The 12,155-nt window shown below is 60.2% G+C and carries 11 protein-coding genes; 4 read left to right on the forward strand and 7 right to left on the reverse strand.

The window, feature by feature from the left end; all coding sequences use genetic code 11:
- Window positions 1–63: 63 nt before the first annotated feature.
- The 6 genes from QD408_RS18690 to QD408_RS18715 all read right to left on the reverse strand — a co-directional run bounded on the left by QD408_RS18690 (window position 64) and on the right by QD408_RS18715 (window position 6,819).
- A complete protein-coding gene (locus QD408_RS18690) occupies window positions 64–1,995 on the reverse strand; it encodes a diguanylate cyclase (protein ID WP_414140315.1) in 1,932 nt (643 codons plus the stop codon).
- Window positions 1,996–2,177: 182 nt separating this feature from the next.
- Complete coding sequence (locus QD408_RS18695) at window positions 2,178–2,555, reverse strand: Rid family detoxifying hydrolase (RefSeq protein WP_088684081.1); 378 nt, start codon at window positions 2,553–2,555, stop codon at window positions 2,178–2,180.
- Window positions 2,556–2,608: 53 nt separating this feature from the next.
- Complete coding sequence (locus tag QD408_RS18700) at window positions 2,609–3,412, reverse strand: amino acid ABC transporter ATP-binding protein (RefSeq protein ID WP_088684080.1); 804 nt, start codon at window positions 3,410–3,412, stop codon at window positions 2,609–2,611.
- Entirely contained in the window at window positions 3,409–4,461 is a 1,053-nt protein-coding gene (locus QD408_RS18705; RefSeq protein ID WP_414140316.1) for an amino acid ABC transporter permease, read from the reverse strand. The genes QD408_RS18700 and QD408_RS18705 overlap by 4 nt, the downstream gene beginning before the upstream one ends.
- A gap of 8 nt (window positions 4,462–4,469) precedes the next feature.
- Window positions 4,470–5,315, reverse strand: a complete 846-nt coding sequence (locus QD408_RS18710; protein WP_414140317.1) for an ABC transporter substrate-binding protein — start codon at window positions 5,313–5,315, stop codon at window positions 4,470–4,472.
- A gap of 328 nt (window positions 5,316–5,643) precedes the next feature.
- Window positions 5,644–6,819, reverse strand: a complete 1,176-nt coding sequence (locus tag QD408_RS18715; protein WP_088684078.1) for an aminotransferase class V-fold PLP-dependent enzyme — start codon at window positions 6,817–6,819, stop codon at window positions 5,644–5,646.
- 132 nt (window positions 6,820–6,951) lie between these two features.
- On the opposite strand from QD408_RS18715, the gene QD408_RS18720 reads away from it, so the two are divergent.
- The 3 genes from QD408_RS18720 (at window position 6,952) to QD408_RS18730 (ending at window position 10,567) form a co-directional block, all read left to right on the forward strand.
- Window positions 6,952–7,911 carry a LysR family transcriptional regulator gene (locus QD408_RS18720; protein WP_414140318.1) on the forward strand — a complete coding sequence of 320 codons (960 nt, stop codon included), beginning with the start codon at window positions 6,952–6,954 and terminating at the stop codon, window positions 7,909–7,911.
- A 181-nt stretch (window positions 7,912–8,092) separates the two neighbouring features.
- Window positions 8,093–9,019, forward strand: a complete 927-nt coding sequence (locus QD408_RS18725) for a DMT family transporter (RefSeq protein ID WP_414140319.1) — start codon at window positions 8,093–8,095, stop codon at window positions 9,017–9,019.
- Window positions 9,020–9,121: 102 nt separating this feature from the next.
- The gene (locus QD408_RS18730; protein ID WP_414140320.1) at window positions 9,122–10,567 is read left to right on the forward strand and encodes an aldehyde dehydrogenase; all 1,446 of its coding nucleotides are present in this window, start codon (window positions 9,122–9,124) and stop codon (window positions 10,565–10,567) included.
- A gap of 51 nt (window positions 10,568–10,618) precedes the next feature.
- Here the strand turns inward: QD408_RS18730 and QD408_RS18735 are convergent, their stop codons facing one another.
- The gene (locus QD408_RS18735; protein WP_414140321.1) at window positions 10,619–11,149 is read right to left on the reverse strand and encodes a chemotaxis protein; all 531 of its coding nucleotides are present in this window, start codon (window positions 11,147–11,149) and stop codon (window positions 10,619–10,621) included.
- 432 nt (window positions 11,150–11,581) lie between these two features.
- Here QD408_RS18735 and QD408_RS18740 point away from each other — a divergent pair, with 432 nt between their 5' ends.
- Entirely contained in the window at window positions 11,582–12,148 is a 567-nt protein-coding gene (locus QD408_RS18740) for a hypothetical protein (RefSeq protein ID WP_414140322.1), read from the forward strand.
- The last annotated feature ends 7 nt before the right edge of the window (window positions 12,149–12,155 follow it).

Consider the following 12,155-nt stretch of genomic DNA (forward strand, 5'->3'; position numbering starts at 1 on the left):
CGCACAAACGATGGTTCGATAGAAAAAATCTATCAAGAAAGGCGCCGCGTCCGCGCGATACGGCTAACCCGCATCCTTCATGACATGCCGGTCCGGATTGGGCGAATGGGCCAGGATGCGATTGCGCCCCTGCGTCTTGGCATCGTAGAGCGCGGCATCGGCTTCCGTCAGGAGACGGTTCGGGTTGGTCCTCAAGACAGCTCCCGTTGCGCAGGCTATGCCGATGCTCGCCGTTACCCGCCCGAATTCACTGCCGGAATGCGCGATGTTTTCCTGGGCAAGGCGGCGTGCGAATTGTTCGGCAACGATCATCGCGCCCTTGGCGCTGGTATCGGGGAGGAACACCACGAATTCCTCGCCGCCGTAACGCGCGACGATATCCGCCGGGCGGCTGACGGAGTGGCGCAGGCACTTGCTGACGACGCGCAGACACTGGTCTCCGGCGGGATGGCCGTAAGTATCGTTATAAGCCTTGAAGCGGTCGATATCGACCATCAGCAGGCTGAACGGCGTGTTTCTCCTGGTGCTGCCGGCTGTCTCGCGCGCGAAAGTCTCGTCGAAGGCCCGACGGTTGACGATGCCGGTGAGCCCGTCGGTCTCGGCGAGATTTTTCAGTTGCTCCGCAGACAGCCTGAGCGCGATTTCCGCCTGCTTCGTCGCCGTGATATCAGAGACGACGGCCATCGCCGTGCCGTCTCCGGCAATTCTCGTCCGGATGCTGCGCCAATCGCCGTTGTGAAGCTGAACCTCTTCGTCCTTGTTGCTGTGCAGCGAGGCGCTGGCGGCCTTCATCCACTCCTCCGGATCAAGCTCCGCGATAGCGGGCCGCTCGCCGGTTTCGATGACGCGGCGCAGGATGTCGCTGATATGCGCGCCGACCACGCGGGCGTCCCCGGACAGCGGAAAGGCGTCGCGGTACTGATCATTGCAGAAGATAAGAAAGCCTTTGCCGTCGTACATGGCGATGCCGTCGGACATATTCGCCATCGCATGCGACAGCAGGTTCTTGCTTTCGCGCAGCTCGCGCTCCAGCGCGGTCCGCTCGGTCATATCGCGCGTCACGCCGGCAAGGCCGATCACCCGCCCCTGCTTGTCCCTCAGCGGCACTTTGGAAGCGAGCAGGAACCGGCCTTCGATCCGTTCGGTGGAGTCGATCAGCGGCTTCCCCGTCTCCATCACCTGCTGTTCGAGATGATACAGTTCTTCCGCGAGCGGCGGCGACATCAGATTGAAATCCGACAATCCGGTCATCTCCGCCGTCGTCCGGAAACGGAAGAGGCGGGTCATGTTTTCATTGACCGTGATGAAGCGGCTGTTCCGGTCCTTCACATAGAGATAATCGGGCGACTGCGAAAACGCGGTCACCAATATGCTCCGCTCCAGTTCCCATTGCTGCGTCTTCAGGAGAACGAAACCGCCGAGCACCGTCGCCAGGCAATTCAACGATGTCAGCGGAAAACCGACGCCGGCCAGCACATGGGCATTCACCAGGGTGGGAAGCAAGGCCATCGACGCGACCAGCGCAATGCCGAGGCCAAGGCTCAGCAACGCAACGTCCCGGAACTCCGGAGATCTCTTTCGCGTCCAGAAATGACCCGCCAGACCGATGCCGGTCGCAGCAAGGATCGCGATGATCCCGTCGATCATGGCCGCGCCGCCGACGACGAAACGAAAGGCGATCGCCAGCGAAGCGGCAAAAGCCGCCGCAATCGGCCCCCCGAACATGCCGGCCAGGGCGAGCGGGGCAAAGCGAAGGTCGATGTAGATGCCGGAGTTGAATTCGACGGCCAGGAATATGGACCCGACGGAGGCGCCGCCGGCTACGATACCGAAGGCGATCTTTTCCTGGGTGGACGACCGACGCTGAAACTGGATCGAGAAATGCGCCCAAAGCGAAATTGCCAGGCACACGAAAGAAAGGTTGCCACCAAATTGCGTCCAGATGCCATTCACCGCGTTGGATCCACCTTCCAAGACATGTAACGAATTGACCATACGGCCAAACTCGTTTGATCTTGGTTAAATCGGAGAGCCATCCGGGCCATATTCGCCCGCAGATACCGGTTCTTTCCCGGCTTATCGGCGGATCGCAGAAAAAAATTGCGCGGCGGCGTCGGCTGCAACGCATGCCGCGTCCGAGTTGAAAGCCGGATATCCGACACCAAACTGCGCGGGCATTATTCCAGCGCTATCACGGCCTCGATCTCGACGAGGGCGCCTTTGGGGAGTGCCGCGACCTGATAGCAAGCTCGTGCCGGAAAGGGGTCGCTGAAATAACCGGCATAGACGTCGTTGACCGCTGCGAATGCCGCCAGATCGGCCAAAAGCACTGTCGTCTTGACGACTTTGCTCATATCGGCCCCGGCAGCCTCGGCGATGGCCCGCAGGTTATCAAGGCATTGACGAGCCTGCTCGGCCGAGGTCTCGCCGGATATGTTTCCGGTCGCCGGGTCCAACGGAAGCTGGCCCGACACGAACAAGAAGCCGTTGTGAGCGATTGCCTGAGAATAGGGCCCGATGGCCTTCGGAGCGGTTGCGGTATCTATCTTTTGCATGTTCTGTATCCATGATCGATGTTACGAATGCGCGCCAACGGCGCACGCCTTCATCAGCGAACTCTCGCCAGAAATTCGCGCGTGCGCGCGGACTTGGGATTTGCGATCATCTCGCGCGGCTCTCCCGTCTCGACGACGACACCGCCATCCATGAAAACGAGCTGATCGGCAACGTCGCGGGCAAAACCGATCTCATGGGTGACGACCACCATGGTGATGCCGCTGGTGGCCAGATCCTTCATGACCGCCAGGACCTCGCCGACGAGCTCGGGATCGAGCGCGGAAGTGGGTTCATCGAACAGCAGAACCTTCGGCTTCATGGCCAGCGCGCGGGCGATTGCAACGCGCTGCTGCTGTCCGCCCGAAAGGCTTCGAGGGTAGGAACCCGCCTTCTCGCTCAGGCCGACTCGATCGAGAAGCTGGAGAGCATGTCTCCTGGCGCTGGCGGCATCCTCCCCACGAACACGCGTCGGAGCTTCGATCAGGTTTTCCAGAACGGTCATATGGGGGAAGAGATTGAACTGCTGGAACACCATGCCGATGTCGGCACGCCGCCTGCAAATCGCCGCTGCGGACAGTTCGTAGAGCTTATCACCTTCGAGCCGGTAGCCGACGAAATCACCGTCCACCAATAGAAGGCCTCCGTTGATCTCCTCCAGGTGGTTGATGCACCGCAGGAAGGTGCTCTTGCCCGATCCCGACGGACCGATGATGCAGGCGACGGACCCTTCGGGAACCTGGAGGTCGACGCCCTTCAGGACTTCGAGGTGCCCGAACGACTTCCGGACGGCAGACGCATGCACCATGACGTTCTGCGCCACTCCGAATTTTTCCTTATGCGAGATAAGCGCGCTCATGCTGCAATCTCCCGGTGGCGAAAGTTGAAGGCGGACTTGATCAAAGTGCCGAGGAAGGACTTCCGAAGCGGCTGCTCGTCCCTGGAGAAATACTGTTCCAGATGGTACTGGCCGAACGTCATGATGGATACGATGATCAAGTACCAGCAGGTGACGACGAGAAGCAAAGGCATGGTCTCGAAGGTCCGCGCATAGATGGACTGGGCGGCATAGAGCAGGTCGGCCACCGTGATGACGCTCACGAGCGAAGTCATCTTGAGAAGGTTGATGGCTTCGTTGCCGGTCGGAGGAATGATAATTCGCATCGCCTGGGGCAGGATGATGCGACGCATCAGTTGGGAAGGGGTCATCCCAAGCGAAATCGCCGCTTCGGTTTGCCCCTTGGCGACAGACTTGAGCCCGCCACGGATAATCTCCGCCATATATCCGGATTCATGCAGGGAGAGCGCCAGGACCCCGGCGGTGATGGGCGTCATCACATCGTTCATCGGCACCGAAAATACCGTTCCGATCCCAGGAATCCATAAGGTGATGGTTCGAAAGACGAGCGACAGATTGTACCACAATATGATCTGGACGAGGGCTGGAGCCCCTCGAAAGAGCCAGATATATCCGCGCGCAGGGACAGAAAGCAGTCTGCTGGGAGACAGCATCATCAGCGCGACGGCGGTGCCGAGCACGACGGCGCAAAACAGGATGACCACCGTCAATATCAGTGTTGTTTTCAGCCCCTCGAGAATGACGGGGTGCAGCATATACTGCCTGACGACCGGCCACTGCAAATTGGGATTGGTGAAGATCGCGTAGGCGACGGCGAGCAATCCAACCGCGACGATGCTTATGGCTGCGACGCGAAAAGGATGGCGCAATGGCACGACCGTCAGGCTGTCGGCGTTGATTTGCGCGGAGGCCTGTACGCCCTTTCCAGATGTTTTCGACATGATAGTTCTCGATCCGATTGGCGCAAACCGGCCGAACTCGACCGGCTTGACGCGAATTTCCGTAGGGAAACCGAATGGCTTCGCATCCGAAACCGGCCGCGAAGCCATCGCCGCCTTTACTGCGGCAGCTGGTCGGCGCTGGTGATCACCTCCGAATGCGTCACCGCCGCCGGCCCCATCTTGTATTTGTCGAGAATCTTCAGATAGGTCCCGTTGTCGATAAGATGCTGAAAAGCCTTCTGCATCATCTCGGCGGTTTGCTTGTCGTTTTTCGGCACCGCCACCCCGAGCGGAAGAGGGAAGTACTCGCCCGGCGCGACCGCCATCGTATTGTTGCTGTGATCGACGTAGTAGATCGCCGCGGTCGTATCATCCAATCGACCATCGGCCCGGCCGGCCAGAACGGCTTGGATCGTGTCCTTCTGCTCGGGATAAAGCGCCTTCTGAATGTCCGGCTTGCCGGCCGCCTTGCAGTCCGCGCTCAATTTGTCGACCGCGAAATCCGCCGACGAGCCGCCGTGAACGGCGATCTTTGCGCCGCAGACATCGTCTTTTGATTTGAACTTCGAAACCTTATCGGCCGGCGTGATGAGAACGATGCCCGACTTCAGGAACGAAACGAAGTCCACGATCTTCAGTCTTTCGCCAGTGACGGTGAAGGTACTCCAGGCGATTTTGCCGCGGCCGGCCGCGATGCTGGGGAACATTGTCTGAAAAGGCGTCACGACGATGTCGAGGCTGACGCCCAGTTCATCGGCCATGGCTTGAGCAAGCTCGATATCGAGACCCGCGGGCTTGCCGTCTTCGCCGACGAATTCGAAGGGCGCATAGTTCATCGGGCTGAGGATGGTCAGCTTCCCGGTTGACTGCACATCGTCGTTCTTGGGCAAGTCACCAGCCCAGGCAGCATTGGCTGCGACCATTCCTCCGATGACCAGCGCATTGCAAAGCATTCTTGTCATTTCCGCCTCCCCTTTTTGGTTGCTTAGAAATATTCGCGCGGGCCATAGAATTATTCAAATCGATAGTTGTCATATACAATATGCACTGTATTCATTCAATTTCGAAGCTCATGACCGGCCGGCAGCGTATTTCGCATCCGTCGAAATCGTTCATCGCTGAGTTGAAGTGGGCGTCTCTCACCACCGATCCATCACGGAGATCCGAGGGCCAAAGCAAAGACGCTTGCGCCTGCAAAGGCATGAGCCGGTGCAGGCGCTCGACAGGTTCGTATTGTCAGCCTTGCCGCAGTTGGCCGGCCAATCGAAATATCATGACTTCGCGCGAAATTTATCGCGAGAACGAAACAGCATGCCGTTCATTCGTTTGCCCCCCGGCCGACACCATGATCGAGACAATCTCCTCCATCTCTTCGACAGTGTTGTAATAGTGGGGGGAGAGCCTGATCGCACCGTTTCGGATGCTGGCATAAACCCCTTGCGCGGTGAGAGCCGAATGCAGTTCGGCCGCTCCTATCCCTGGTTTGCGCAGGAGCGTAATGCCCGAGCGCGATCTGGGCTCGAACTGGTGCACGGGCTGGATCCCGTGACGCAGAGCCGTCTCGCAGAGCAGTTCGTTCAGATACAGGACGCGGTTCTCTATCCATTCGATGCCGAGTTCGTCGATCTGAGCGAGGCGTTCCGCGAGCCCCAGGATTCCGCATCCGTTCGCCGTCCCCGGCTCGAACCGCCGTGCATCGGGGAGGAAATCGAGCGTCCGATGAAATGCAAACGGGTCGTTTACGCTGAGCCAGCCCACGATCTGCGGCGTGATCTCGCGCAGCGCTCGGTCGGAGAAGGTGGCAAAACCGATCCCGCGTGGTCCCATAAGCCATTTATGCGCGCTGACGACGAGAACGTCGACGCCTGTTGCTCCGACATCCAGATCGATGGCGCCGATCGACTGTGTGCCGTCAACGACCAGCATCGCGCCGAACTCGGAGCAGAGAGCCCCCAGCGTGGATATGTCGGCCCTGAAGCCGCTGTAGAACTGCACATGGCTCAGGGCGACGACGCGGGTGCGGCTGTCCAGCGCCGAGCGAATTTGATCCGGCTCCAGGCGCCCATCCGGCGACGATATCTGGCGAACTTCGACACCCCTGGCGGCCAACTGCACCCAGCATAGGTAATTTGAAGGAAACTCCTGCGCGCAGACGACCAGGTTGTCTCCCGGCCGCCAATCGACACCGAGCGCCACCAGGGAGAGACCATGCGAGGTATTCTGGACGTAAGCCACATTTTCCGGTGACGAGCCGACGAGTTTTGCGGCCAGGGCACGGCCTTTCTCGAAGTATGGTTTCGAGGCTTCCTTCGCATCGCGGAGCTGTTCTGCAATGATCGTGTTGTAATGTTCGCTTGCCAGCCGAACACGCTCCGGAACCGGCGTTACCGCTGCATTATCGACGTAAATCTTATCCTTCAGATACGCGATATCGCTGCGTATATCCCTTAGCTTTCTCTCGTCCATAGCCACAGCTCTCGTTTTCCAATCGGACTTATGTCCGCTCGCGGATCGATAGTAGAGAGCGAAGATGGATGAAGCAAATTCGATATGCTAATGTAAAAAATGAATGCGGCTCATTCCATCAGGAGAGGTTTGATGAACTTCAGCGGAATCGATCTCAACCTTCTGCGCGTGTTCGACGTGCTCATGCGGGAGGGCAATGTGACGGTGGCCGCCGAACGCCTCGGGCGGACGCAGTCCGCCGTCAGCCATTCCCTCGGCAAGCTGCGGGCGCTGTTCAAGGACAAATTATTCGTTCGTGACGGCGGATCGATGAAGCCAACCCCACGGGCCATAGAATTGTCCGCCGAAATTTCCGACGCGCTAGCGAGCATCCGAGCCACGATCGATCGCTATCAACTGTTCGTACCCGATCAGACGAGACGGGTCTTCCGGGTCGGGCTTATCGACTATCACGGCGCGATGGTGATCCCCGAACTGATCAAGCATTTCCGCGCGGAAGCCCCGCACGCGACTCTGAACGTGATGCCGACATCCAAGGAGGAAGTCGGAAGACTGATCCTGACGAGAAAGCTGGATTGCGCCATCGTCCTCAACTTCGACCAGGACGACCAGAACCTGCTGTTGTCCGAAGTCGGCCGGGACGATCTGGTCTGTGCGATATGGAGCGGCAGCCCACTGCTCAGCCAACCCCTGACCCTCGAACGATATTTGGCCGCCACCCATATCCAGATCTCCGCCGACGGCATGTCCGAAGGGCTCGCGGACAAAGTTCTGCGCGAAATGGGATTACAGCGGCACGTCGCGGCAACGATACCCAGTTATCTCGTGATACCTTGGGTGCTGCGAGGCTCCGACCTGATCACCCATTGCGCCGATAGCATTCTCCTCACTCTTGATGAGAAAAGCGAAGTCGGCCTGACGAAGGCCCCTATTGCGCTCCCGTCCATGCCGATCTCGCTGATCATCCACAAGCAAATGGCGAGCGACCCGGCAACGACGTGGCTGAAGCGGCTGATCGAAGGGATCTACGCGGATCGGCAAATACGCAAGGAGGCTGCCCGGGCCGCCGGTCCTTTCGTCACGCGCGGCTGAGGGCAGCCGATGCGCCAGCGCACATAAGCCAATCTATGAATGCAGATCATTCCTCACATGACGAAATCGAATTTTCTTCACGCCACTCCATGAATTAAAACAAAGCGCGCGGCTCGCCTGATCGTCGACGGAGGGCCGCGACCTCGCGCGCGGGGCCGACCTCCAACCTTGACAAGAGACCATGAAACTAGATCGATCGACCGGCAGCAGCATCGTTCTCCTGGTTATTTTCGCTCTCTGCCGAGGCAGCGCCTATAGCCTCACCACGGTGGCGTTTACGGCGATGTCCAGCGGAACCGTCGTCTTTCTGCGGTTTGCGATCGGGGCTCTCGCGCTTCTCGGCTGGGCCGCCTTTTCGGTTAGAGGTTACAGGTGGATCTTTCGTGATTGGAAGCCCATCCTCGTCTTTGCCGTGATCGGAAATTCCCTTCCCTTCGGCCTCATGACGCTTGGCCAGGAAACAGTCCCCAGCGGCCTTGCTTCCGTCATGATGGCGCTCACGCCGATGTTCTCGGCGATCATCGCGCATCTGTGCCTGCAGGACGAAAAGCTGACGTCCCGCGCGGTTGCCGGCCTGGCGATCGGTTTTGCCGGTGTCTTCGCGATTGTTTATGCGCGCGGGAAGGTAAATCTCGACGCAGCCATGATATATGGCCTAGGCGCATTGACGCTGGCGGCGCTTTGCATCGCCGTCACCATCGTATCCGTCCGCTTTTTTCGCCCCACGAACGAGCTAGGAACGGCCACTCTCAGTCTGGTCGTTGCGTCGATCACCCTGGTGCCGTTCGTCCATATTTCCGATTTCGACAAGCCTATTCCGCTGAACGTGATCTATTCCTGCATCGCCCTCGGCGTTATCGGCACCACGCTTGGCTGGTTATCCCTGCTTACTTTGTCGAAGCGTGCGAGCGCCGCATTTTCGTCGACCGTCAATTATCTCATCCCGATCGTCGGAATGGCGATCGGCGCCATCTTCCTGAAAGAACAGCTCTTCTGGACAGACGCCCTGGCGCTGGCCTTGATCATCGGCGGGACGACGCTGGTGAAGAGTGGCGGAGCCCGTTCCGCATCGGCCGGGCATGGCGCCGAGGCCATGCCGGGCTCTTGACGCGCGCCGCATCAACGGCGCTAATCCTACCGCCGACGGCGGGGTGCGAAGCCCTTTCCATGCAAAAGTCCTCGGCTTTCATTCTGTCGCAGGAGACCCACGATGAATATCTCTCTTCTCATCAACGGCGCGGATCGCGCGGCCTCCGGCGGCCGGACCTATGATCGCCTCGATCCCTTCACCGGGAAGCTCGCAAGCCGCGCCGCCGCCGCAAGCCTGGATGATGTTGCCGCGGCCGTCGATGCCGCTTCCGCCGCCTTCAGCGCGTGGTCGAAGACCGGCCCCAGCCAGCGCCGCGCCATCCTGATGAAGGCTGCCGACATCATGGATTCCAAGGTCGGCGAGTTCACCCGGCTGATGATCGAGGAAACCGGCGCGACCGCGCCCTGGGCCGGCTTCAACGTCATGCTCGCGGCCAATATCCTGCGCGAGGCCGGTGCCATGACGACGCAGATTTCGGGTGAAATCATTCCTTCCGACAAGCCGGGCACACTCGCCATGGGCATTCGCCAGCCGGCGGGCGTGTGCCTCGCCATCGCGCCCTGGAATGCGCCCGTCATCCTCGCCACCCGCGCCATCGCCATGCCGATCGCCTGCGGCAACACCGTCATCCTCAAGGCATCCGAACAATGCCCAGGCACGCACCGGCTGATCGCCACGGCTCTGACTGAAGCAGGCCTGCCCGCCGGCGTCATCAACGTCATCACCAATGCGCCCGAGGATGCGGCCGGGATCGTCGCCGCGCTGATCGCCCATCCCTCTGTCAGGCGCGTCAATTTCACCGGGTCGACCAAGGTCGGCAGGATCATCGCCGAGACCTGCGGCAAATATCTCAAACCCGCCCTTCTCGAACTCGGCGGCAAGGCGCCGCTCGTCATTCTCGACGACGCCGACATCGACGGCGCCGTCAATGCCGCCATTTTCGGCGCCTTCATGCATCAGGGCCAGATCTGCATGTCGACGGAGCGGATCATCGTCAACCAGGCGATCGCCGATCAGTTCGTCGCCAAACTGGCCGCCCGCGCCAGTGCGCTGCCGGCCGGCGACCCGCGCGGCCATGTCGTACTCGGCTCGCTGATCAGCCTCGACGCGGCGAAGAAAATGGAGGAGCTGATCGCCGACGCCACGGCCAAGGGCGCGAAACTCGTGGCCGGCGGCAAGCGCTCCGGCACCGTGGTCGAGGCGACGTTGCTCGATCACGTCACCCCTGAAATGCGCATCTATTCGGAAGAATCCTTCGGCCCGGTCAAGCCGATCATTCGCGTCTCCGGCGAGGAGGAAGCGATCCACATCGCCAACGACACCGAATACGGCCTGTCATCGGCCGTCTTCAGCCGCGACGTCAAGCGGGCCATGGCGGTCGCGGCGCAGATCGAATCCGGCATCTGCCACATCAACGGACCGACCCTGCACGACGAGGCGCAAATGCCCTTCGGCGGCGTCAAAGGCAGCGGCTACGGCCGCTTCGGCGGCAAGGCGGCGATTGCAGAATTCACCGATCTGCGCTGGATCACGGTGGAGGATTCCGCCCAGCATTATCCCTTCTAGGGAAAGCCCTTACCGCGCCGCGATGCTTATCTGTCGTGGCGCGCTGTCCGCTCAGGCCGAGAAGCGAGCCAGCGCCTCGGCAAGCTTCAGCCAGAGATCGTGGGGCGGCGAAGGGATAGGCCGCGAATCCTCGTCGGAGGCCCGGATTTCGTAAGCGGCCTCAGTCGCTGCGGAGCCCGCCAGCATCCGGCCGAATGTCGTCGCCCTGTCCGCAAACTGATCCGAACCTCGCTCCCCCAGCACCGTTCGGATCGTCACCAGGGCGAGATTGAAGTTCTTTTGCAATTGTCCAAACGCGCCGCGGTGTTTGTCCCGCATGCCGGCCTGGAGATCTCCATGCGCGAGAGCATCCATCGCCGCGTTGAAATCGGACAGGTTGTCGTCGATTGACGCGATCAGCTCATTGAGGATGGCTGCCGAACGACGAAGATCTGTATCCGCATAGTCGGCGCTCATTCGCCCCGCCAGATCGCCGCTCATGACGGCAGGGACCAATGCCGCGATTTCAGCACAGAATCTGGCTTTCTGATCAGGATCGCGATGCCTGATGTCCTGCCCGGCGCTGTTCGTTGTCTCCACCATGCCTACCCAAGCCCTAACGCGAAGCACCGTTGCCGCAAGACCCGTGGCAGAGCATGAAAGCAAAACTGCTATGAACCATGTCTTATTCCATATGCCTGCTGACCTATCGCGCCACTGCCACATTCGAGCGAGCCGGTATCACGCCGGTGACAGAAGACGAGCCCATCCAAGGCGGTAACGCTTAAGGAAATCCTTCGCCGCCTCCGCAGCCGACTGTTTTTCGCGCAGAACGGATAGTCTCTGCGTATTTTGATCATGCTCGAGCGGAACGGATGGATTTCAGGATGCCGGCAGCCGCGATGCCCTCGCAGAACCGCATTTCTCCCGCACTGGTCGGTTGAAGCGCGCGGCGAGGCAATATATTCCCGTGCCAGCAGAAACCCAGCGCCGCCGATCAGGCGGGCTTTGACAGCTTCCTGAGGTCAAGAATAGATGAAAACGCCGCAACGGAAATTCGTCGTCGAATTCAAGTCGGGCCGACGGCAGCCGAAGGCGCGGACGAACTCCATCTGGGGCGACACGGATTTCAAGGCTCTGGCCCGCGAAGTGCAGGACCAGTCGTCGCATCCGTTCCATGCAGTCGAAGCCCCGACCGAAACTCCCGACACGCGACCCGATCCGCTGAACAACCTCCCCGCCGGCGAAAACCTGATCGATGCGAAGGCCACGGAACCGCCGACGTCGGAAACGGCACAACAAGAAACCGCGACCCCGGTTGCCCTAGCACCCGCGTCAGAGAGCCCGCCGGCGGCGCCTGCAGCCGTGTCGGAGAACGCCCCTCGAAAATATTCCAAACGCAAGCCGGCCGCCACGATCTTATCTACCGCGATCGGCAGCGCGAATCCGAGCCTGCAATTCGAAACTGAAAACGATCTGATCCCCGAACGGGAAATCGCCATTCTCGAAGCGGAAAACAAGCGGCTCAAGCGGTTGCGGGCCGAACAGCTCAATGCCGAGAACTTTCAGCTCAGGACGATGCTCGCACGCTTCGAGAGGTAAGCGCCGG

This window comes from Rhizobium sp. BR 249, assembly GCF_047445895.1.
GTDB lineage: Bacteria > Pseudomonadota > Alphaproteobacteria > Rhizobiales > Rhizobiaceae > Rhizobium.

Excerpts from the sequence above, each read along its gene's own strand:
- QD408_RS18690 (WP_414140315.1), bottom strand. The coding sequence starts at position 1,995 with ATGGTCAATTCGTTACATGTCTTGGAAGGTGGATCCAACGCGGTGAAT.
- QD408_RS18695 (WP_088684081.1), bottom strand. The coding sequence starts at position 2,555 with ATGCAAAAGATAGATACCGCAACCGCTCCGAAGGCCATCGGGCCCTAT.
- QD408_RS18700 (WP_088684080.1), bottom strand. The coding sequence starts at position 3,412 with ATGAGCGCGCTTATCTCGCATAAGGAAAAATTCGGAGTGGCGCAGAAC.
- QD408_RS18705 (WP_414140316.1), bottom strand. The coding sequence starts at position 4,461 with ATGGCTTCGCGGCCGGTTTCGGATGCGAAGCCATTCGGTTTCCCTACG.
- QD408_RS18710 (WP_414140317.1), bottom strand. The coding sequence starts at position 5,315 with ATGACAAGAATGCTTTGCAATGCGCTGGTCATCGGAGGAATGGTCGCA.
- QD408_RS18715 (WP_088684078.1), bottom strand. The coding sequence starts at position 6,819 with ATGGACGAGAGAAAGCTAAGGGATATACGCAGCGATATCGCGTATCTG.
- QD408_RS18720 (WP_414140318.1), top strand. The coding sequence starts at position 6,952 with ATGAACTTCAGCGGAATCGATCTCAACCTTCTGCGCGTGTTCGACGTG.
- QD408_RS18725 (WP_414140319.1), top strand. The coding sequence starts at position 8,093 with ATGAAACTAGATCGATCGACCGGCAGCAGCATCGTTCTCCTGGTTATT.
- QD408_RS18730 (WP_414140320.1), top strand. The coding sequence starts at position 9,122 with ATGAATATCTCTCTTCTCATCAACGGCGCGGATCGCGCGGCCTCCGGC.
- QD408_RS18735 (WP_414140321.1), bottom strand. The coding sequence starts at position 11,149 with ATGGTGGAGACAACGAACAGCGCCGGGCAGGACATCAGGCATCGCGAT.
- QD408_RS18740 (WP_414140322.1), top strand. The coding sequence starts at position 11,582 with ATGAAAACGCCGCAACGGAAATTCGTCGTCGAATTCAAGTCGGGCCGA.